We start from the raw sequence: 19,785 nt of genomic DNA on the forward strand, positions 1-19,785 counted from the left end.
CGGTTTCGCCCCGGGGCTCCTGGCATGCTCGCCGAGCTATCCGAAAACCTGGCACCTGCCCCTGAGAGTCAGGAAGGTCGGAAACTCCTCGCAAACGCGTCGAAATATGCAGATTGCGCTTGCCACTGCGCCGCGGGGATGTGCAGGTACATCGCGAAGTGCCGCCCGTCGCCGGAGGTGAACGCGCGGTCCAGGACGTGGGCCACGCCCGAGTCCATCCGCCAGATGAACTCCCAGTCGGCCGCCGGGCGTCCCTTGTACGTGAGCGACCGCAGCGAGACCAGCCCGTAGCCGGGCAGCCTGCCCTCGGCCAGCGACTGCCTCTCGACCGTGCGCAGCGCCGCCAGCGGATCGGCGTCGGCCCAGCGGGTCAGGTCGATCAGGAGGTAGCTTCCCGAGCCGGGAGCCCGGAACCACACGCGGGACGGCTCGCGGTCGACCTCCTTCCAGCCGGGCGGGAGGGAGACGGTGAACCCCAGGCGGTCGGTGTGGGGGCTCCAGCCGCGCGGCACGCCGGTACGGGTGGCCGATGGAGACGTGGTCGGCTTTGCGGCCGACTCCGTGGGCGACGGTTCCGGGCCCGTGGTCACGCCCGCCGAGGACGTCACGCTCGGCGCGGGGGGCGGGGCGGGCGTCGCGCCGTCCGCGACTCGCATGTAGCCGTACCAGCCGGCCCCGGCGACCACGAGCAGCAGCGTCACGCCGACGAGCGGCCCGAGCACGCGCGACCGGCGACGCGGCGCGCGGACGGTGGCGGACGGGCTCGTGGACCACGGGATCGGCATCTCGGGCGAGGTGGCGGGCAGCGGAACGGAGGGCTCGGCGCGCCGGCGCGCCTGCCTGCTCACGCGCGGCGACTCGCCCGCCGCCACCCGCCCGAGGGCCTCGGCGGCGTCCGCGGCGGACATGCGCCGGGCCGGGTCCTTGCGCAGCAGGCCGTCGAGCACCGGGGCCAGCGGCCCCGCGTGACGGGCGGGCTCGGGCTCGTCGTTGAGGACGGCGGCCATCGTGGGCACGGGCGCGCCCCGGTCGAACGGCGGCCTGCCCTCCACGGCGGCGTACAGCGTGGCGCCGAGCGACCACAGGTCCGACTCCGGCACGGCGGGAAGGCCCCGCAGTCGCTCCGGCGGCAGGAAGGCGGGGGTGCCCGACAGGCTGCCGGTCGTGGTGAGCGCGGTCTCCATGGGCATCGTGGCGATGCCGAAGTCGGTGAGCACGACCCGCCCGGCGTCGGTGAGCAGGACGTTCTCGGGTTTGACGTCGCGGTGCAGCACCCCGGCGGCGTGCGCGGCGCGCAGGGCCCCGAGCACCTGGACGCCGATCTCGGCGACCCGGCGCGGCGCCTGCGGGCCGTCCTCGCGCAGGACCTGGCCGAGCGAGCGGGACCGCACGAGCTGCATGACGATCCAGGGCCGGCCGTCCTCCTCGATGACGTCGTGCACCACGACCACCGACGGGTGGTCCAGCCGCCCGGCCGCCCGCGCCTCGCGGATGGTGCGCATGGTGAAGGCCGCGCGCTCCTGCTCGCTCACCGCGTGGTGGAGGACCTCCTTGACCGCCACGGGCCGGTCGAGCAGCTCGTCGTGGGCGCGCCAGACCACCCCCATGCCGCCCTGGCCGATGGGTTCCAGCAGCCGGTACCGTCCCGCCACCCGCCGCTGCGTCTCCGCCGTCACCTCGCCCCCCTTCGCTCCGGTTTCCGATCGTCCCACAGTGTGCCGGGCCGGGACACCAGACGAGACCGGGCCCGCCGCGCTCACGTGACGTGCCCGCCCGGCGCGCCGCCTCTCACCGGGCCTCTCATCGGGGGCGGTGGGTCTGCCTCACGGCCGGGCGCGCGCGGGGCCGGGCGCATCCTCGGGGGTTCCGGCCGCGGCCGAGCGGCGATCCAGCACGGCCAGGGCCCACGCGCCCCACCGGTGGTTCTCGCGTTCGAAGGACAGGCCGCGCGTCAGCGTCAGGTAGGGGCCGACGCGCTCGGCGCGCGCCAGGTACTCCTCCTCGCTGCGGCCGTCCAGCATGCGGGCGCGCAGCCGTTCGAACCGGGCGATCTTCGCCTGGGCCCAGGCCATGCGCTCCTCGATGGCGGCGCGCACGGCCTCGGCGTCTCCGGCGTCCATGGACTGCACCTTGACCATCAGCTCGTCGCGGATCGCGCCCGGGCGTGGCGGCGCGGCGGTGAAGTCGCGCAGCACACCGCGCCCGGCCTCGGTCAGGGAGAACAGCCGCTTGTTGGGACGGCGCTCCTGCTGGACGACGCGCGCCCGGACCAGGCCCTCGGCCTGCATCCTGTCCAGCTCCCGGTAGAGCTGCTGAGGAGTGGCCATCCAGAAGTTCGCGACCGACGCGTCGAACCCCTTGGCCAGGTCGTACCCGGACGCCTCGCCCTCGAGGAGCGCGGCCATGACCGCGTGGCGCAATGACATGAGCCCACGATATCTCCGCGTTGACTGGTCGTCCCGTTCACTAGTCAACGAATTGACCACTCACGGCGGCCGGTATCTCTGGACGGCCCCGAGCGGCGGGCGGTACCGTCGAAAGCACATAGTCAACAAGTTGAATATGGGGGAAGCGATGCATCCGTTCCGCAAGGCCGTCGAGTCCGGGGACATGGCGGCGCTCGAGGAGCTGCTCGCCGAGAACGTCGTGTTCACCAGCCCGGTCGCGTTCCAGCCGTATTCGGGCAAGGCGCTCACGGCGGCGATCCTCCGCGGCGCCGCGCGGGTGTTCGAGGACTTCCGCTACATCCGCGAGATCGCCGGCGAGGACGGCCGCGACCACGCGTTCGTCTTCCAGGCCACGGTGAACGGCCGGCAGGTGCACGGCTGTGACTTCGTGCACGTCGACGAGAACGGCCTCATCGACGACCTCACGGTGATGGTCCGGCCGCTGACGGGGGCGAACGCCCTGGCCGAGGCGATGGGGGAGCAGTTCGAGCAGATCAGGCGCGAGGCGCTGAACGCGTGAGCGACGCCGGCGCGAGCGTCACCGGGGGCCGGGCGACGCCCGCCTGACCCCCGGGCTCTTCTTCACAGGCGCCCGGCCGGTCACCTGGGCTTGAACGTGGCCGCCAAGGTCTCGAAGAGCTTCTTCTTGTCCTTCCAGTCCTTGTCGTCGGTCTTGTACAGCAGCGCGAAGCCGTTGTTGTCGTCGGTGACGAACCCGCGGTCGATCACACGGGACCGGTACCGGCTGTCGCCGAAGGTGAACTCCCAGTCGGCGGCGGTCTGCCAGTAGTCCTTGACCTCTCTGATCGCGATCAGCCTGTAGGCGGGGAAGTTGTGGCTCATGCCCGGCGCGTCGCGCTGCCAGGTCTTCAGCGCGTTCTTCTCCGGGGTGGTGGTGTGGTGGACCTCAAGGTAGGTGTGCGAGTCCCCGCGGAAGCGGATCAGGCCGTTGCCGTTCCCGGCCGGGTGCCACCCCTTCGGCAGCGCCACGGAGAACTTCGCGTGCGTGTACTTGTGCCACCCCTCCGGGACGTCGCCCGGGCCGATGGCGGCCGACTTGGGGGTCGGCGACGGCTTCGGCGACTCGCTCGGTGAGGCGGAGGGGGAGCCCGCCGGTGTCGACGAGCCCCCGGACGGCGAGGACGGCGCGCCTGAGGGCCGGTCGGTGGCGGCCGGGGGAGTGGGGTTATTCCCGGCCACCGACGTGCCCGACGGGGTGTCGGAGGCGTCGTGCGCCCCCAGCCACAGCGCGACCCCGGCGACGATCAGCACAACGGGGATGACCACCAGGACGACGCGCGTGAGCGGCATCGGCCGCCGGGGGCCGTCCCCCGCCTCGCCGGGCGCGGGCTCGATCGTCGTCGGCGAGCCGCCGGAGGTCTCCCAGAAGCCGGAGAACGCCGAGGGCTCCGGAGCCTGCGCGGAGGCGGCCGGGGGGCGCTCGGCGGCGAAGACGCCGGACGCCTCCGGCCGGGCGTCCTCGTACGGGCGCCTGCGCGTCTCCAGCCGTGTCTCAGCCTCGGTGCGGCCCGGCTGCCGGGGCACCCGCGTCGGACGGTTCGCCTCCGCGGCCTCCTCGGCTTCACCGGGGCGCGCCTGAGCAGGGACCGCGGGCTTGACCGGCTGGACGGGGGCGGCGGCGATCCTCGCGGACGCCTTCCCGGGACGCGCGGCCGCCTCCGGCTTCGTGCCCCGCGGCTCCGCGTCGCCGGGCTCATCCGGCGTTTCCCGTGCCGCGGTCTGTGCCACGGCGGGGGTCTCGGCGGGCGCGGCCTCCCCGGTCGCCTTCGCCTCCCGGCCCGCGGGCGCGGTCTCCGAGCCCTCCTCGGCCGCGCTGGCGGCCGGGGACATGTCCTCGGCAGGGGCCACGTCCTCGCCGGGCGCGTCCTGGACGGGCGCCGGGGCCTCGGCGGGCGCGGGGACCTTGGGCGGGGCGGACACCCCCGTGGCCGGGATGAAGGACGCGGCCTCCTCGCCCGCCTCCGCCGGGGACGCCGGGGATGCGGCCTCGGCCGGAGAGGGAACCGCGTCCTCGGGCCGTGGCCGCTTGCGCGGAGGGCTCGTGGCGGGGATCGGATGCGGGGCGGCGGGCAGGGTCTGCATGCTCGACCGCGGAGTGGCGGAGCGGTCCTCGGCGATGGCGCGCAGCATGCGCTCGGCCTGGTCGGCGGTGAGGCGGCGCTGCGGGTTCTTCTCCAGCAGGCCCATCAGCACGGCGCCGAGCCGCCCGGCGCGCGGCGCGGGCTCGGGCTCGTCGTTCAGCACGGCGTGCATCGTGGCCATCGCCATGCCCTTGTCGTGCGGCGGGCGACCCTCGACGGCGGCGTACAGCGTGGCGCCGAGCGACCAGAAGTCCGACTCGCGCTGGGCAGGGTACCCGCGCAGGCGTTCGGGGGCGATGAAGGCGGGCGTGCCGACGAGCCCGGTGCGGGTCATCGTCGTGTCGGTCTCCATGCGGGCGATGCCGAAGTCGGTGAGCACGACGCGGCCGTCGTCGGTGAGCAGGACGTTCTCGGGTTTGACGTCTCGGTGCAGCACCCCGGCGGCGTGCGCGTTGCGCAGGGCCTCCAGCAGGCGCAGGCCGATCTCGGCCACCATGCGGACCGGCAGCGGCCCATCCTCGCGCAGCACCTGGCCGAGGGAGCGGCTGTCGACGAGCTGCATGACGATCCAGGGGCGGCCGTTCTCCTCGATGACGTCGTGCACCACGACGACGTTCGGATGGTTGAGCCTGCCGGCGGCGCGGGCCTCGCGCAGCGTGCGGCGGTTGAGCTCGGCCACCTCGTCGTCGTCCGGGTCTCCGGGGTAGCGGACCTCCTTCACCGCGACGACCCGGTCGAGCAGTTCGTCGTGGGCGCGCCAGACGACGCCCATGCCTCCGCGGCCGATCGTCTCCAGGAGCTGGTAGCGGTCGGCTACGCGGCGCCCCTGCTGCCGTCCACCCGGCCGTGCTTCCGACATCACCCGCCGCTACCCCCTTTCAGCCGACTGAATCGTCCCATAGCGGTGCGCACGTGCAAACGCGGCTTCGGGGAAAGTGTCCGGTATCTGAGATGCTGTGTCCGACTGGTGGCCATCGCTGCTAATCTTGATGCCGTGACTTGCTGTTTCGTGTTTACCAGGCCGGTTCCGGGAGGGCCGGTCGCCGTTGACATGATCTAGCGACCATCCGGAGCCGGCACAAGGGCGGAGACGGCGGCGTCTTCGCCTTCGTCGTTTCAGACCCGCCGGCTCGCGGACATGACGCGGCCGGCGCCCACCTAGGGAGCCGACATGTCATCGACCGGGCAGCCCGGCAGGCGCGCGGTGCGCATCGGAAGCCTCACCGTCGGGGAAGGTCCCGCCGTGGTCTTCGCGGGGCCTCCGCGGGCGGACGGGCACCACATGAGCCTCACGCGCCTGCGCCCCGAGGACCGCCACGGCGCGGTCGCCGCGGCCCGCGCCGCGTCGGACGGCCCGCTGCTCGTCGAGCCCGCGGACGTCGAGGACCTGCCCGGCGTCGCGGCGCACGCCGACGGCCTGGTCGTCCCGGCAGGGGGCGACGACGCGCTCCTGCGGGCGGCCGGGCGCCTGGGCCTGCCGGTGGTCGTGCGGCGCGGCCCGGCGTCCCTCGGCGTGTGGCTGGCAGCCGCCGGAGCGTGCCTGGACGGCGGAGCGGCCGGGGTGGTGCTGTGTGAGGACGGCGCGCGGGCGGCGGACGGCCACCTGTCCGTCGACCTCGGGCTGGTCCGCGCGGCCCGCGAGCGCCGCGGGCACCCCGTCCTCGCCTCGCCCGGGGACGGCGCCGGGCTGGCGGCGGCCGTGGTGGCGGCGGGCGCGGACGGCTTGTGGCTGGACGAGGACGCCCCCGCCGCGCACGCCGAGGCGGCGCGCGAGGCCGTCGTCGTGGTCGGCGCGCTCGTCCGCGAGGAGCGTCCCGCCACCGTCGCGGCCGCGCGCGAGGCGATCGACCGGGCCGACGCGGCGCTCGCCGTGATCGTGGAGCGCCGGGCCGCCCTGGCCGGCGTCGTCCAGCGGCTCAAGCCGGTCGGCGGGTTCGCCGGGCGCGACCCCGAACGCGAGCGGCGGATCGTCGCCGCGATGGCCCGCCGCGCGCCCCGCCTCGGCGAGGCACGGCTGGCGCCGATCATGAAGGCGGTGATCGAGAGCGGCCTCCACCTCGCCGAGGAGGTCAGGGCCGCTTCGAGGGACAATGGCCAGGAACCCGCGCCGCGAGACCGCCCGGCGGGCACGGCCGGCACGCAGGCGCTCGCCGGTGGCCGGCAGGATCACGATCGAGACTGACGGGCCCGGTGTGCTCCATGAGGCCGCCGCGACGGCGTAGGCTCTGATCGGCCGCACCGCATCGAGGGGAGAGGGACGGCCCGCATGGCTGATTCGTTTGTGCATCTGCACGTTCACACCGAGTACTCCATGCTCGACGGAGCGGCGCGCCTGAAGCAGATGTTCAAACAGGTCGGCGATCTGGGCATGCCCGCCATCGCGATCACCGACCACGGCAACATGCACGGCGCCTACGACTTCTACAAGCAGGCGACCGCCGCGGACATCAAGCCCATCCTCGGCATCGAGGCCTACGTCGCGCCCGAGTCGCGGCTGAACAAGAAGCCCGTCCTGTGGGGCGAGCCGCACCAGAAGAGCGACGACGTCTCGGCGGGCGGCTACTACACCCACATGACCATCTGGGCGCGCGACGCCACGGGTCTCGGCAACCTGATGAAGCTCTCCTCGCGCGCCTACACCGAGGGTTTCGTCCGCAAGTGGGCGCGCATGGACGCCGAGCTGCTCGCCGAGCACTCCGAAGGCCTCATGGCCACCACCGGCTGCCCCTCCGGCGAGGTCCAGACCCGCCTGCGCCTCGGCCAGTACGACCAGGCCGTCGCGGCGGCGGCCAGGTACCAGGAGCTCTTCGGCAAGGAGAACTACTTCCTGGAGATCATGGACCACGGGCTCGACATCGAGCGCCGGGTCCGCGACGGGCTCATCCGCATCTCCAGGGAGCTCGGCATCCCGCCGCTGGTCACCAACGACTCGCACTACACCTACGAGTCCGACTCGACCTCCCACGACGCGCTCCTGTGCATCCAGACGGGCAAGCAGCTCTCCGACCCCGACCGCTTCCGCTTCGACGGCAGCGGCTACTACATCAAGACCGCAGACGAGATGCGCGCGGTCGACTCCTCCGAGCTGTGGGCCGAGGGCTGCCGCAACACGCTGCTGGTCGCCGAGCGGGTCGAGCCCGAGGGCATGTTCGGGTTCAAGAACCTCATGCCCACCTTCCCGGTGCCCGAGGGCCACACCGAAGAGGGCTGGTTCCGCGAGGAGATCGCCCGGGGCATGGCCCGCCGCTACCCCGAGGGCATCGACGAGGAGCACCAGCGCCAGATCGAGTACGAGATGGACGTCATCCTCCAGATGGGGTTCCCCTCGTACTTCCTCGTCGTCGCCGACTTCATCATGTGGGCGAAGAACAACGGCATCCGCGTCGGCCCCGGCCGCGGATCGGCGGCAGGCTCGCTGGCGGCGTACGCGCTCGGCATCACCGACCTCGACCCGCTCCCGCACGGACTGATCTTCGAGCGGTTCCTGAACCCCGACCGCGTCTCCATGCCCGACGTCGACATCGACTTCGACGAACGTCGTCGCGCCGACGTCATCCGCTACGTCACCGAGAAGTACGGCGCCGACAAGGTCGCCATGATCGCCACCTTCGGCACCATCAAGGCGAAAGCCGCCATCAAGGACGCCGCCCGCGTCCTCGGCTACCCGTACGCGCTCGGCGACAAGGTGTCCAAGGCGTTCCCGCCCGCGGTGATGGGCAAGGACATCCCGCTGTCCGGCATCTTCGAGAGCGAGCACCCCCGCTTCAACGAGGCCGGTGAGCTGCGCAAGCTGTACGAGGAGGACGTCGACGTCAAGGCGGCGATCGACCTCGGCCGCGGTCTGGAAGGCCTGATCCGCCAGACCGGCGTCCACGCCGCCGGCGTCATCATGTCGTCGGATGTGCTGACCGACTACATCCCGATCATGCGCCGCGACTCCGACGGCGCGATCATCACGCAGTTCGACTACCCGACCTGCGAGACGCTCGGCCTGCTGAAGATGGACTTCCTGGGCCTGCGCAACCTCACGATCATCGACGACTGCCTGAAGATGATCGAGTCCAACACCGGGTCCAAGATCGACCTGCTCAAGCTGCCCCTGGACGACCCCAAGACGTACGAGCTGCTCGGGCGGGGCGACACCCTGGGAGTGTTCCAGCTCGATGGCGGCGGCATGCGCTCGCTGCTGCGGCTGATGAAGCCCGACAACTTCGAGGACATCTCCGCCGTCGGCGCCCTCTACCGTCCCGGCCCCATGGGCGCGAACTCCCACACCAACTACGCGCTGCGCAAGAACGGCCAGCAGGAGATCGCGCCCATCCACGAGGAGTTCCGCGAATCCCTGGCCGAGATCCTGGGCACGACCTACGGTCTGATCGTCTACCAGGAGCAGGTCATGGCCATCGCACAGAAGGTCGCCGGGTTCTCGCTCGGCAAAGCGGACCTTCTGCGCCGCGCGATGGGCAAGAAGAAGAAGGCCGAGCTGGACAAGCAGTTCGAGTCCTTCGAGAGCGGCATGAAGGACAACGGCTACTCCGCCGCCGCGATCAAGACCCTGTGGGACATCCTTCTCCCCTTCTCCGACTACGCCTTCAACAAGGCGCACAGCGCCGCCTACGGCCTGGTCTCCTACTGGACCGCCTACCTCAAGGCCAACCACCCGGCCGAGTACATGGCCGCCCTGCTCACCTCCGTCAAGGACGACAAGGACAAGTCGGCGCTCTACCTCAACGAATGCCACCGCATGGGCATCAAGGTGCTCCCGCCGGACGTCAACGACTCCGACTTCGACTTCACCCCGCGCGGCACCGACGTCCGCTTCGGCCTGTCGGCGATCCGCAACGTCGGCGGCAACGTCGTCGACGGCATCATCGCCGCCCGCCGCGAGAAGGGCCGCTTCGCCGAATTCAAGGACTTCCTGCGCAAGGTGCCCGCCCTCGTCTGCAACAAGCGGGTCATCGAGTCGCTGATCAAGGCGGGCGCGTTCGACTCCCTCGGCCACGTCCGCAAGGGCCTGGTCATGGTGCACGAGCAGGCCGTCGACGCGATCATCGACATCAAGAAGAACGAGGCCATCGGCCAGGACTCGCTGTTCGGCGCGATCGAGGGCGCCGAGGACCAGACCTTCGACGTGCAGATCCCGGCGGGGGAGTGGGACAAGTCCATCCTGCTGGTGTTCGAGCGCGAAATGCTCGGCCTGTACGTCTCCGACCACCCGCTGTTCGGCGTCGAGCACATCCTGTCCGCCGGGGCCGACTGCTCGATCGCGGCCCTCCAGGACGAGCAGCGCCCGGACGGCCAGGTCGTCACGGTCGGCGGCATCCTCACCGGCCTGCAGCGCAAGGTCACCAAGAAGGGCGACACCTGGGTCCTCACCACCTTGGAGGACCTGGAAGGCGCCATCGAGGTCATGATCTTCCCGTCGGCCTACCAGCTCTGCGCGACCATCCTCGCCGAGGACGCCGTCGTCTTCGTCAAGGGCAGGCTCGACAAGCGCGAGGACATCGCGAAGATCGTCGCGATGGAGGTCACCCAGCCCGACCTCACCCAGGAGGCCGGTGGCCCGCTCGTGGTCAGCCTCGCCCTCACCCGCTGCACGCCCCCCGTGATCGCCGGCCTGAAGGAAGTCCTCACCACCCACCGCGGCACGACCGAGGTCCACCTCCAACTCCACGATGGCCCCAAGACCACGATCATGCGCCTCGACGACCGCCTGAGGGTCACCCCGTCCCCGGCCCTGATGGGCGACCTGAAGCAGTTGCTGGGCCCCGCCTGCGTAGGCGCCTGACCGGGTGAGCGCGTGAACTTCTCACGTTCGTCGGCTCTGCTGCTGGCCATGGCGTTGGCGGCGCTGCCGTCGCTCAGTGCCGCCACGTTGCGAGGCGGAGCCTGCGGTCCGTGGTTCCCGCCGAAGACCCAGGATCTCCCGACCGCGGCCGAGATGCTGCGAATGATGAACGAACTCTCGGCCCGGGCCACGCCATCACAGAAGCCGGTGGCGAGTCAGTACGGTGGCGTCGTGTGGTACGGCAAGGCCGGGATGATCCCTCCGATAGGCCTCGACCGCGTGTATTCGCGAGACTGCCTCTGAACAGGCGCCCCCGCACCACCGCTGTCACCGGCGAGCCTCCTCGCCGGTGACGTATCTCCTGTCTCCGTCTCTTCTCCAGAAAGGTCGCCGAGCACGACCGGGGGATCAGGCGGTGACGGTTCCCGGCGACGGGCCCGTGTGCCCCAGCGCGGACGCGCGTCCCGGCGGCACACTGCTCGGCATCCTCGGGTCGCGCGGGACATCGTCCCGAGGGCCGTCAGGCGTATGCGCGGCGAGTTCGCCCGCTTCCGCGCTCGCGGCGTGCTGTTCGCTGCCGAGCTGGACGAGCGGGCCCGTGACTTCCTTGCTGGCACCTGATAGCGGCTTCCACCACTACCCTGGCCGCCGGCGGCACCGCCTGAGAAGATCCGCCGATCGAGTGACCGTCGCAACTCAGGCATCGTGCCGGAGCGGTGCCTTCGTATACCGATAGACGACCGGTGCCAGATAGCCCACGTGCGGACCATGGAGGTCCATGAGCTCAGCAGCGGACCTCACCAGGGCGATCCGGTCCAGCTCGGGCTCGTGCCCCATTGCACGCTCGGCCACCGTTGCTTCCTCAAAACGCTCACACAGCATCGCCTCCGGCCGAGGCGGGGCGAGAAAGACCAGGCCGACGCTCCGGTGCTCGCCGCGGGTGACCGCCCACAGGCTCAGCTCCTCGGGCGGCAGTTCAACACCGGTCTCCTCAGCCAGTTCTCGCGCGGCATGGCGGCGCACGGCAACCTCATCGAGCACCTGGTGTTCCCCGGGCGGCTCTACGGAGCCACCCGGAAGCTGCCACCGCCCCGGAGCAGCAGTTGACGACGACATCCTCGCCACGAGCACACGCCCGTCGTCCGTCGGCTGTACGACGCTCACGAACAACGACGGCAGCCACGAGGTGTTGCCAGGAACCCGGCGCAGAGCGTAGTGCCGGTAGGTCACCCGCGCCCAGTAGAGAACGAGACTGTGCGGTCCCTCCCACTCCACTCCCGCACACGCCACGACCGGGCCGTCGAACAAGTTTGGGTTCGCCCGGACAGCTTCGTTCCATACACAGTCCCTGGCCAATTCGTCCTCGGGCGATAGTTGCGGCGCTTGCACCTCTGACAGGCGGAGCCGGTGAACGTCGAAGAGGTCAACACCCGCAGGAACTGGGGTCTCGGTCACACAGCCATCGTATGGCTGACCAGATTCACAACCAGCCCGCCCGGACCCGGATGCATGCGTCGTGGCCGCTTCTTGGAGCCTTGGGCGACGAGGGCTGGCACCTTGCCGTACGTCGTCGGCGCCGGTGGCCAGGGCCGATCGGTCCTGAAGATCAGGACATCTTGGGTGGGCGTGCTCAGGTCGGGTCGGACATGGCGGGCGAGCGGGGCGCGTAGCTCGTCAAGAGGCATGGCCCCGATCGAACCATTTAATCAAAGCTATCGACAGTAAGAGAATCGTGTAAGGACCGGAGAGCATCGTTCTACCGTTCGCGCACGTCGGAGTGGTCTGATGGAAGTACTGAAATCCCACGGAGCACAGATCGGCTCCACGAACGAACAGGCAGGCAAATCATGCAGGTCGCCATTGTCACCGGTGCCAGCTCCGGTATCGGCCAGAGTGCCGCCATCCAGATCGCCAGGCGCGGGACGGGAGTGATCCTGACCTATCAGAGGAACGAGTCCGGAGCGCTGGACACGGTCGCGATGATCGAGAAGGACGGCGGCACGGCCGTCGCGCTGCCGCTGAACGCCGGCCGCTCGGAGACGTTTCCGGCCTTCCGCGAGTCCGTCGCCGCGGTGCTGCGCGACATCTGGCAGCGGGACACGTTCGACTTCCTGGTCAACAATGCCGGATTCGGCCAGTCGGCGAAGTTCGAGGACACGACCGAGGAAATGTTCGACGCGCTCATGCGGGTGCTGCTCAAAGGGCCGTATTTCCTGACCCAGACCCTGCTGCCGTTGATGGCCGACGGCGGCGCGATCGTCAACACCGCGAGCAACGCGGCCCGGTCCTCCGGCCTGGAACCCGGCTACTCGGCCTATGGCACCATGAAAGGCGGCCTGGTCGTGCTGACCCGGTACATGGCCAAGGAATTCAGCGTACGTGGTATCCGCGTCAACTCCGTCTCTCCCGGGTCCACCCGCACCCGCATCGCCGACAACGCGTTCGAACGCTTTCCCGAAGTGATCCCCGCGATGGCGGCCAAGACCGCCCTCGGACGACTCGGCGAACCCGACGACATCGGCATGATGATCGCGGCACTGCTGGCCGAGGAATGCCGCTGGATCACCGCGCAGGACATCGAGGTCTCCGGCGGCTTCAACCTCTAGCGTCCGGTCGGCGAGGTGGCTACCGGTTGTCGGTCGCCGGGCGGCGGACGGGCTCGCCGTGGTCGGTGTCCGTTTGGGCCGGTTCGTTGGCGGGTGCGCCTTGGGGCGCGGCCGGGGCCTGGGTGACGGAGGCGAGTAGGGCGAGTTTGTCGGCGTTGTCGGTGCCGGGGTCCGGGTGGTAGACGACGAGCATCTGGCCTGCCGTGCCGCCGATGCCCAGCCTCTCCCGGTTCAGTCGTAGGCCCCCGACCTGGGGGTGGTCGATGTGCTTGGGCGCGCCTTCGCACGCCTCTACGTCGTGGCGGGCCCAGAGTCGGCTGAAACGGGGGCTGGCGAGGGAGAGCTCGCCGACGAGCTCGACGAATCGGGGGTCGTCGGTGTCGGTGCCGACGGACTCACGAAATCCGGCGACCATGCCCGCGGCGGCGTTCTCCCAGTCCGGGTAGAGGGCCTGCTCGGCGGGGTCGAGGAACACGTCCCGCAGGCGGTTGGCCCCCGCCACGAGGCGCGGTGACAGAGCGGTTGCCAAGGCGTTCGCGGCGAGGACGTCGAAGTAGTGGCCCTCGACGTACGCGGGCAGCGGGAGCATGGCGACGAGCTTGGCGACGCCCGGCGGGACGGTCTCCTTCCGAGGCCGGCGCCGGTGTCGTCGCGGTTTGCCGGCGCCAAGGCGTAGCAGGTACGCCGTCGCGTCGTCGTCGAGCAGCAGCACCCGGGCGAGGGACTCGAGGACCTGCACGGAGGGGTTGCGGTCGCGGCCCTGTTCCAGGCGCAGGTAGTAGTCGGCGCTGATGCCGGCGAGCATCGCGACCTCTTCCCGGCGCAGGCCCGGCACGCGCCGTACCCCCGAAACCGGGATACCGGCCTGTTCAGGAGTGACGAGCTCACGGCGGGCGCGCACGTAATCGCCCAGCAGGTTCGATTCGTCGCTCATCTCTCCACCGTAGTTCGCGCGACCGCGTGCGTGCCTGGTCCTGTCACCCCCAGGATCGCAGGGGCGCTGGCTCCGTCGGAGCGTGGACGGCAGCCTGGTCGGCGGCCCACCGAGCCATCGCCGGCCCGGACGGCCCCACCGGTACCTGCCAGGAGGACGCCGGCGAACTCGCCAGGTCCTTCCGCGTCCCCGGGCGCGGACAAGCACAGCAAGGAGCGAAACCATGTCGACATATCTGCTGGTACACGGTGCCTGGCATAGTGGACGGTGCTGGGAGCGGGTGGTCCCGTTGCTGGCGTCGGCCGGACATCGGGTGGTCGCGCCGTCGCTGACCGGCTACGGCGACAAGGCGCATCTGCTCGGCCCCGAGGTCGGGCTTGACACGCACGTCGACGACATCGTCGGGCTGATCACCGAGGAAGACCTCACCGAGGTGGTACTCGTGGGACACAGCTACGCCGGGCTGGTCATCTCGTCCGCCGCCAACGAGGTCCCGGATCGGATCGCGCATCTGGTCTACCTCGACGCGATGGTCCCGGAGGACGGCGAGAGCGCGGCCGATGTCCAACCCATGACGCAGGCCCTGATCGACCGCGCCGTGAAGTCCGACAGCGGCTGGCGGGTTCCGCCGCTGCCGGAGATGCCGCCGCCCGCGGGTCTGTTCGGGGTCACCGACCCGGCAGACGTCGCCTGGCTGCGCACGATGCTGTCGGACCAGCCGGTGCGCTGCCTCCAGCAGTCGGTCCGGCTGGACAACCCGGCCGTGAACACGATCCCGCGGACGCACATCCACTGCACTGTCGGCGTGCCGGAAGGCATTGCCCGTCGGCCCATCCCCGCGATACAGCCCAACGGTACCCCGGCACAGGTGTGGGAACTGGCGACCGGCCACGACTGCATGATCACCATGCCGGCCGAACTCGCCGGACTCCTGCTCAAGTTCGGCTGAACATCGGGGGCCGCCCGGTGAGTCGGATTCTGCAGGACGGCTGGACGGTGGAGGTCACCCGCACCGCGACGGACGGCAGCCGCAACGCCTGCTCGATGCTGTACGGCGCGGCGTGGCGGGCGGCCGAGGCCCTGGGCTACGTCCGGGCGGTCCCTACACCCAGGACGGCGTGTACGGGGCGTCGCTCCGCGCCGCTGGCTGGGCGCCCGTGGCGCATTGCCCGCCCCGGCCCGGCTGCCCCGCTGACCGGCGGGGATCCGAGCTCCGTACCGTGGCCTGTCAGGGGGCGCCCGGGTCGGGATCGCCCACCGCAGCGGTCTGCGAGGGAATTCCGGGCAGCCCTGGGCAGACCTAGAAGGGCATCCCGGTGCGGCGCAGGATGTGGCCGGGAACGGGCCGGGCGGCCAGGGGGTCGGTGATCGGGGCCTGCCACGAGTGCGCGAGGGGCAGCAGCCGCCGATGTCGAGTTCGCTCCGTTGCCGACAGATCACTCACAAGGCAACATTCAACCAGCAACCAGCCTAAATGTGGCATAGCGCCCGATCGTGAACTGGATCACGCAATCGGGGCCGGATTCGGTCCGGTGAAAAGATCCTTGACGCGTAGTCAATGCTTTCGTACCTTCGTGGGAAAGCGCTTACCGGAACCCCTCCCTCTTGTTCTAGGCGGGCGAATGCTCAAAAAGTCCAGATGGTGCACACTGACGATCGTCTCCCTCCTCATGGCCCTTCTCGTGGCACCCCAGGCGTCCGCGCTCCCGGCGCTCCCGGCCGTCGCGGGAGCCGATGAACCGGTCACCGATCCGATCCCCGAAGATCCGATCACGTCCGGCCTCGGGCTGGTCCTGGAGGAGTTCGCCTCGGTTCCGAAGTCGGAGCCCACCCCGGCGCCGACCGATCCGCGGCTGGTGCGCTGGGCGCGCATCAACCACCTCGGCGAGGTTCCCGACGGCTCGGGGCGCATGTTCGTTCCCGACCTCAACGGCAAGATGTACCTGGTCAAGAACGGCGAGGCGCACGTCTACCTCGACGTGGGCGCCACCTTCGCCCCGGCGTTCTTCTCCGGTCGAGGCCTCGGCCAGGGGTTCGGCTACGTGACCTTCGACCCCGAGTTCAAGAGGAACGGCAGGTTCTACACCGTCCACACCGAACTGGCCGCGTCCACGACGCAGGTTCCGGACCTACCGCCCCAGCCGAACACCGGCTACCACGGCATCGTGACCGAGTGGACGGTGGACGACCCCTCCGCGAGCACCTTCCAGGGGACCCGCCGGGAGATCCTCCGGCTCGGTTTCGGAGGCCAGATCCATGGGATCCAGCAGATCGACTTCAACCCGACCGCCAAGCGCGGCGACGCGGACTACGGTCTGCTCTATATCGCGGCCGGCGACGGTGGACAGGGCGTGGGGAACACCGATCCCCAGAATCTGGCCATCCCGCAGGGCAAGATCCTCCGCATCGACCCGCGGGGAAGCGACGGCGCCAACGGCCGGTACGGGATTCCGGCCGGCAACCCGTTCGTGGGCAGGCCGGGCGCGCTCGGGGAGATCTACGCCTACGGCATGCGCGACCCGCACCGCTTCAGCTGGGACCCGGGCGGCCGCCACCGGATGTTCCTCGGGCACATCGGCGAGCACGCCGTGGAGTCGGTCTACGACGTGCGGGTCGGCGCCAACCTCGGTTGGAGCGACCGGGAAGGGACGTTCGTGTTCGACAAGACGGCGACCCCCTGCGCCCGCCTCAAGCCGCTGCCCCCGGACGACGCGACGTACGGGTACACCTATCCGGTGGCCGCCTACGACCACAATCCGCCGCCGACCTGGAACTGCACCTCCGACGTCGGCCGCGCGGTGTCGGGCGGCTACGTCTACCGGGGCCACAAGGTGCCCGAGCTGCGCGGCAAGTACCTCTTCGGGGACATCGTCGACGGGCGCGTCTTCTCCACCGAGGAGCGGGAGATGCGCCTCGGCGAGAAGCCGGCCACGATCCACCAGCTCATGATCTACGACAAGGCCGGTCAGCGGGTCACCCTGCGGGACTTGGCGGGTGACCGCCGCGTCGACCTGCACTTCGGCCGGGACGCCTCTGGCGAGATCTACATCCTGTCGAAGGCGAACGGCAAGATCTGGAAGGTCACCGGCACGCGGCGGTTCGCCGGCTGCGATGTCGGTCACACGAAGGTGAACAACGCGACGCGGGCGCAGGACTGGACGTCGGTCACCCCGTCGAAGTGGCAGTTCTCCGGCAAAGAGGTGATCTTGGCAGAGGCCGGGCAGTCGCGTCCCGGTCCCCGCAGGCCCTTCGAGTATGCGGTGCTCTCAGCGGGGCCGGTGTTCGGTTCCGTCCGGGTCGACGCGGAGGTCCGGCTCGACACCCCCGTCGAGATCGCCAACCGTGATGTGATCATCGTCTTCGGCTACCGGAGTGATACGGAGTTCTACTACGCCCATCTCTCCAGCGATAACACGATTTATCCGCACAACGGCATCTTCGTGGTGAACAACGCTGACCGGCGGCGGATCGAGGATCAGTGGGACGCCGTGCGTTCGCGAGGCGCCTCACCCGCCGTCACCGACATGAACTGGCATCAGGTCAGGGTGCGGCACTGCGCCGGCTCGGGGGAGATCGCCGTGTACGTCGACGGCGCGAAGACCCCGCTGATGACGGCCGTCGACACCACGTTCGGCTCCGGCCACGTGGGCTTCGGCTCGTTCGACAACATCGGCCGGCTGCGCCACCCCAAGGTCAAGGGAACCCCGATGGTCGACCCAGCAGGGGAGGGCTGATGAGAGATCGCCACATCCACGCCGGCCGGGAGGCCGTGCCGGACCCGCCCGCCGTGGCCTCAGCGGCAGCCGACGTCCCGCCGCTTTCGCCGCGCCGTCGATCGCGCGGGCTCCCGGCGGCGCTTCTGGCCGTGCTGCTGTGCGGGTCGCTCACGGTGGCCTCGGAAGCCTCCGCGGGAGCCGCCGCGCCCTCCACCGCCGCGGCGGCGGACCGTGGAGGGCCCACGGCGTCACAGCGGGAGGTGTTCCCCGGCCTGAGGCGGAGCCTGGTCGCCTACTACGACTTCGAGCATCCGGATCCCGAGAACGCCGCCCGGGAGAAGGACCAGGGTCCGTCGGGCACGGACATCGACCTGGTCAACGGCAGCGCCGAGATGCGCGTACGCGACGGCGCCCATCCAGGCAGCACGTCCTCCCTGCAGACCAAGCAGATCAACCCCACGGTCGCCGGCAACGACGACTGGAAGGCCGGCACCTATTCGGCGACCGGGACGACCACGCTGCACGCCTTCAACCACGTAAGGCAGATCACCATCATGGGCTGGTTCAAGATGACCGGCCAGAACCCGACATTCAACTCAAACTCCCCTGACCCGAACGACCGGTACGGCGCGGTCGGGCTGGCCGGCATCCTCAGCGGCGACTCCCAGGGCCACGACGTCCGGGCACTGCTCGAAGTGATCAACGTATCCGGAGAGCTGCGGGTGGTCGCACTCGGCAGGCGCGTGGACGGGAGCAGCTCGCAGACGTTCGCCGCCAACGAGGCGTGGCAGAGCGTGCTGCCGCTCGGCGAATGGGTGTTCCTCGCGGCGACGTTCGACTACGACGAGGGCACCATGAAGCTCTACAAGAACGGGCGGCCGCTCGACGGGTTCTACACGCTGCCGAACGACCCGTGGGGCGTCGCCGGCCCTCCGGAGCCGGACTTCACCTCGGCGACGGACCCCCGAGGCATCAAGATCGGCGGCAGCTACCCCCAGAACACCCGCGAGGGGAACGCCTGCGACTGCCGTCTTGACAGTCTGATGTTCTTCGACCGGGTCGCGACCGACAAAGAAGTGCTCCATCAGTACCGCTGGGCGACGAGGAGTCATCCCTGACGCTTCGGGCGCACGCCCACAAGTCCGCACGTCGGCGCCTCGCGGAGGGTCTGCTCCCCTCCGCGGGCGCGGCGTGGACGGCCGGCCGGTCACGGCCTCGCAAGAGCACGGGCAACGAGAACATCGCGCGGACCCGCTGGGAGATCAGCTCCCGGTGACGGCCGTGAACGGCAGGAGGTCGGCTAATGGCGATCAGCCCGACCTATCAGACGTGCACCGTCCACGGCCGCTTCCTCGACCTGCTCGGTCGGCCAATGCAGGGCACCGTGATGGCGGGGCGCTGCGAGGGTGCGGTGGGAATCAGGGGCTGTCAGAGCTTGCGGATGGCGATGGCGTTGTCGCCGAGGCCGCCGGAGCGTGGGTAGACGCACTGGTACGCCTGGACGACGGCGGTGGTGGTCCATCCCGGCGGGGACGGCTGGAGGCCGCAGATGATCGCGGTGGATCCGGACGGGCGGCCGTTGAGGTTGGTCAGCGTGTGCTGGTCGTTGAAGATGCGGTTGGGCGTCTTCGTCATCTCGCAGGAGAACGAGTAGGAGAAGGCCGTGGCGTAGAAGCCGGCCGGGGGCGGGGTGATGCAGGCGGTCACGGTGCCGCCCGAGGGCGTGTCGGTGACGTCCTGGATGGTCTTGGCGTTGTAAAAGACGGAGCCCGGCGTACCGCAGGTGTACCAGTCGAAGTACGCGGTCTGCACCCAGCCGGTGGGCGTCGTGGCGCTCTGGCAGACGGTCTGGCTCACGCCTAGCAGACGCGCCGGAGACGCTTGGGCGGCGGTCGCCGCGGTCGCCGAGACGGCCAGGAAGGCGGCCATCCCGAGGGCGAATGCGGTCGGCAGTCTCATGTGCCACTCCTCGTGGAATCGGGCAGCAGAGAGATCAGGTTTCCGGGCCTGGGAACCTGACTGATCGCGATCGCCTGAATGATGACAGCGCGCGCGGCACGCGAGAACGGCAGTCCCGGACCCAACGCGCATTCCTCTGGGGCCATGCGACGCCCGCGCGTAGGGGTTGCTTTTTGGTCGGTCACCTGTGGCGATACGGTCAGCGCGCCGGCTCCACGGGCGAATGCCGGCCG

General features: G+C 70.3%; 17 protein-coding genes. 10 read left to right on the top strand and 7 right to left on the bottom strand.

Annotation, left to right across the window (positions count from 1 at the left end; translation table 11 throughout):
* Positions 1-68: 68 nt before the first annotated feature.
* Positions 69-1,676, bottom strand: a complete 1,608-nt coding sequence (locus AB0H21_RS09165; RefSeq protein ID WP_358513750.1) for a protein kinase — start codon at positions 1,674-1,676, stop codon at positions 69-71.
* Between the two features lie 147 nt (positions 1,677-1,823).
* On the bottom strand, positions 1,824-2,426 hold the full coding sequence (locus tag AB0H21_RS09170; protein WP_358513752.1) for a PadR family transcriptional regulator: 603 nt from the start codon (positions 2,424-2,426) through the stop codon (positions 1,824-1,826).
* A gap of 148 nt (positions 2,427-2,574) precedes the next feature.
* Between AB0H21_RS09170 and AB0H21_RS09175 the strand changes: the two genes are divergently transcribed.
* Positions 2,575-2,967 carry a nuclear transport factor 2 family protein gene (locus tag AB0H21_RS09175; RefSeq protein ID WP_358513754.1) on the top strand — a complete coding sequence of 131 codons (393 nt, stop codon included), beginning with the start codon at positions 2,575-2,577 and terminating at the stop codon, positions 2,965-2,967.
* Between the two features lie 80 nt (positions 2,968-3,047).
* On the opposite strand, the gene AB0H21_RS09180 is transcribed toward AB0H21_RS09175, so the two are convergent.
* The gene (locus AB0H21_RS09180; RefSeq protein WP_358514226.1) at positions 3,048-5,408 is read right to left on the bottom strand and encodes a protein kinase; all 2,361 of its coding nucleotides are present in this window, start codon (positions 5,406-5,408) and stop codon (positions 3,048-3,050) included.
* 924 nt (positions 5,409-6,332) lie between these two features.
* Between AB0H21_RS09180 and AB0H21_RS09185 the strand changes: the two genes are divergently transcribed.
* From AB0H21_RS09185 to AB0H21_RS09200, 4 genes are all read left to right on the top strand, one after another.
* The gene (locus tag AB0H21_RS09185) at positions 6,333-6,731 is read left to right on the top strand and encodes a chorismate mutase (RefSeq protein WP_358514228.1); all 399 of its coding nucleotides are present in this window, start codon (positions 6,333-6,335) and stop codon (positions 6,729-6,731) included.
* An 84-nt stretch (positions 6,732-6,815) separates the two neighbouring features.
* The gene (gene dnaE / locus AB0H21_RS09190) at positions 6,816-10,337 is read left to right on the top strand and encodes a DNA polymerase III subunit alpha (RefSeq protein ID WP_358513756.1); all 3,522 of its coding nucleotides are present in this window, start codon (positions 6,816-6,818) and stop codon (positions 10,335-10,337) included.
* 12 nt (positions 10,338-10,349) lie between these two features.
* Positions 10,350-10,640 (top strand): hypothetical protein, encoded by a 291-nt coding sequence (locus AB0H21_RS09195; RefSeq protein WP_358513758.1) that lies wholly within the window; start codon positions 10,350-10,352, stop codon positions 10,638-10,640.
* A 138-nt stretch (positions 10,641-10,778) separates the two neighbouring features.
* Positions 10,779-10,958, top strand: coding sequence for a hypothetical protein (locus AB0H21_RS09200; protein WP_358513760.1), 180 nt, complete (start codon positions 10,779-10,781; stop codon positions 10,956-10,958).
* A 75-nt stretch (positions 10,959-11,033) separates the two neighbouring features.
* Here the strand turns inward: AB0H21_RS09200 and AB0H21_RS09205 are convergent, their stop codons facing one another.
* On the bottom strand, positions 11,034-11,792 hold the full coding sequence (locus AB0H21_RS09205) for an NUDIX domain-containing protein (RefSeq protein ID WP_358513762.1): 759 nt from the start codon (positions 11,790-11,792) through the stop codon (positions 11,034-11,036).
* Positions 11,793-12,184: 392 nt separating this feature from the next.
* On the opposite strand from AB0H21_RS09205, the gene AB0H21_RS09210 reads away from it, so the two are divergent.
* Positions 12,185-12,943 (top strand): SDR family oxidoreductase, encoded by a 759-nt coding sequence (locus tag AB0H21_RS09210; protein ID WP_358513764.1) that lies wholly within the window; start codon positions 12,185-12,187, stop codon positions 12,941-12,943.
* 19 nt (positions 12,944-12,962) lie between these two features.
* On the opposite strand, the gene AB0H21_RS09215 is transcribed toward AB0H21_RS09210, so the two are convergent.
* The gene (locus tag AB0H21_RS09215) at positions 12,963-13,877 is read right to left on the bottom strand and encodes a helix-turn-helix transcriptional regulator (protein WP_358513766.1); all 915 of its coding nucleotides are present in this window, start codon (positions 13,875-13,877) and stop codon (positions 12,963-12,965) included.
* A 223-nt stretch (positions 13,878-14,100) separates the two neighbouring features.
* On the opposite strand from AB0H21_RS09215, the gene AB0H21_RS09220 reads away from it, so the two are divergent.
* On the top strand, positions 14,101-14,826 hold the full coding sequence (locus AB0H21_RS09220) for an alpha/beta hydrolase (RefSeq protein WP_358513768.1): 726 nt from the start codon (positions 14,101-14,103) through the stop codon (positions 14,824-14,826).
* A 47-nt stretch (positions 14,827-14,873) separates the two neighbouring features.
* Positions 14,874-15,245 carry a hypothetical protein gene (locus tag AB0H21_RS09225; protein ID WP_358514230.1) on the top strand — a complete coding sequence of 124 codons (372 nt, stop codon included), beginning with the start codon at positions 14,874-14,876 and terminating at the stop codon, positions 15,243-15,245.
* Here AB0H21_RS09225 and AB0H21_RS09230 read toward each other — a convergent pair.
* Positions 15,178-15,321, bottom strand: coding sequence for a hypothetical protein (locus AB0H21_RS09230; RefSeq protein WP_358514250.1), 144 nt, complete (start codon positions 15,319-15,321; stop codon positions 15,178-15,180). The two genes, AB0H21_RS09225 and AB0H21_RS09230, sit on opposite strands and share 68 nt — an antisense overlap.
* 178 nt (positions 15,322-15,499) lie before the next feature.
* Between AB0H21_RS09230 and AB0H21_RS09235 the strand changes: the two genes are divergently transcribed.
* Positions 15,500-17,611, top strand: coding sequence for a PQQ-dependent sugar dehydrogenase (locus AB0H21_RS09235; protein WP_358513770.1), 2,112 nt, complete (start codon positions 15,500-15,502; stop codon positions 17,609-17,611).
* A complete protein-coding gene (locus AB0H21_RS09240; protein WP_358513772.1) occupies positions 17,611-18,711 on the top strand; it encodes a hypothetical protein in 1,101 nt (366 codons plus the stop codon). Before AB0H21_RS09235 ends, AB0H21_RS09240 begins: the two co-directional genes overlap by 1 nt.
* 310 nt (positions 18,712-19,021) lie before the next feature.
* Here the strand turns inward: AB0H21_RS09240 and AB0H21_RS09245 are convergent, their stop codons facing one another.
* On the bottom strand, positions 19,022-19,552 hold the full coding sequence (locus AB0H21_RS09245; protein ID WP_358513774.1) for a hypothetical protein: 531 nt from the start codon (positions 19,550-19,552) through the stop codon (positions 19,022-19,024).
* Positions 19,553-19,785: the final 233 nt, after the last annotated feature.

This window comes from Sphaerisporangium sp. NPDC051011 (assembly GCF_040653595.1).
Classification (GTDB): domain Bacteria; phylum Actinomycetota; class Actinomycetes; order Streptosporangiales; family Streptosporangiaceae; genus Sphaerisporangium.

Bases quoted from the DNA above. Each gene is read 5' to 3' on its own strand.
- AB0H21_RS09245 (WP_358513774.1), bottom strand. From the start codon at position 19,552: ATGAGACTGCCGACCGCATTCGCCCTCGGGATGGCCGCCTTCCTGGCC.
- AB0H21_RS09210 (WP_358513764.1), top strand. From the start codon at position 12,185: ATGCAGGTCGCCATTGTCACCGGTGCCAGCTCCGGTATCGGCCAGAGT.
- AB0H21_RS09170 (WP_358513752.1), bottom strand. From the start codon at position 2,426: ATGTCATTGCGCCACGCGGTCATGGCCGCGCTCCTCGAGGGCGAGGCG.
- AB0H21_RS09235 (WP_358513770.1), top strand. From the start codon at position 15,500: ATGCTCAAAAAGTCCAGATGGTGCACACTGACGATCGTCTCCCTCCTC.
- AB0H21_RS09180 (WP_358514226.1), bottom strand. From the start codon at position 5,408: ATGTCGGAAGCACGGCCGGGTGGACGGCAGCAGGGGCGCCGCGTAGCC.
- AB0H21_RS09175 (WP_358513754.1), top strand. From the start codon at position 2,575: ATGCATCCGTTCCGCAAGGCCGTCGAGTCCGGGGACATGGCGGCGCTC.
- dnaE (WP_358513756.1), top strand. From the start codon at position 6,816: ATGGCTGATTCGTTTGTGCATCTGCACGTTCACACCGAGTACTCCATG.
- AB0H21_RS09240 (WP_358513772.1), top strand. From the start codon at position 17,611: ATGAGAGATCGCCACATCCACGCCGGCCGGGAGGCCGTGCCGGACCCG.
- AB0H21_RS09215 (WP_358513766.1), bottom strand. From the start codon at position 13,877: ATGAGCGACGAATCGAACCTGCTGGGCGATTACGTGCGCGCCCGCCGT.
- AB0H21_RS09220 (WP_358513768.1), top strand. From the start codon at position 14,101: ATGTCGACATATCTGCTGGTACACGGTGCCTGGCATAGTGGACGGTGC.